Annotated in this window: 1 protein-coding gene; it reads left to right on the top strand. The window is 57.4% G+C overall.

Annotation, left to right across the window (positions count from 1 at the left end; genetic code table 11):
* Positions 1–129: 129 nt before the first annotated feature.
* Positions 130–426 (top strand): TRAP transporter substrate-binding protein DctP, encoded by a 297-nt coding sequence (gene dctP, locus KNW02_RS20740; RefSeq protein ID WP_216035063.1) that lies wholly within the window; start codon positions 130–132, stop codon positions 424–426.
* Positions 427–547: the final 121 nt, after the last annotated feature.

Here is a 547-nt window from a genome sequence, read left to right as displayed (position 1 = left end):
GGCCGAAACGTCCGAGAATGGTTTGCGGCCCGCAACCAGTTCGCCATAATGTTCGGCGAGCGCTTCGCCGCTTGAGTATCTGAAACTGCATGGGCCGGATCAGATACACAGAGTTCCTGACACTCCCAGCTGGACGAGGCTGCCGCGAAACACGGGCTGAAGCTTCTGGCGCTGTGGGATAACGGGATTCGCCACATCTCGAACAACGTCCGGCCGATCAATACGCCCGAGGACTTGCAGGGCCTGAAGATCCGCACCCCGCCCGATCCGATGACGCTGCAGATTTTTACCGCACTGGGCGCGAACCCGACGCCGATGGCGTTTTCGGAACTGTATGTCGCGCTGCAACAGGGCGTTGTCGACGGGCAGGAAAACCCGCTCATGAACATCGACAGCTCGAAGCTGTTTGAGGTCCAGAAATGTTGATTGCCACTGAGAATTGACCCGGCATTGTCACCGAGATCTGACCCACCCGGTTGTTATGTTCTGCGCGTCATGTTGGCGTCAATGCAGATGTCTCCTTTCGTTTCTTTTTCGCCGTCTCGGA

Source organism: Paracoccus marinaquae (genome assembly GCF_018860165.1).
GTDB lineage: Bacteria > Pseudomonadota > Alphaproteobacteria > Rhodobacterales > Rhodobacteraceae > Paracoccus > Paracoccus marinaquae.
The sequence above is the reverse complement of the archived record's forward strand: the minus strand, read 5'-3'. Positions and strand labels throughout refer to the sequence as shown.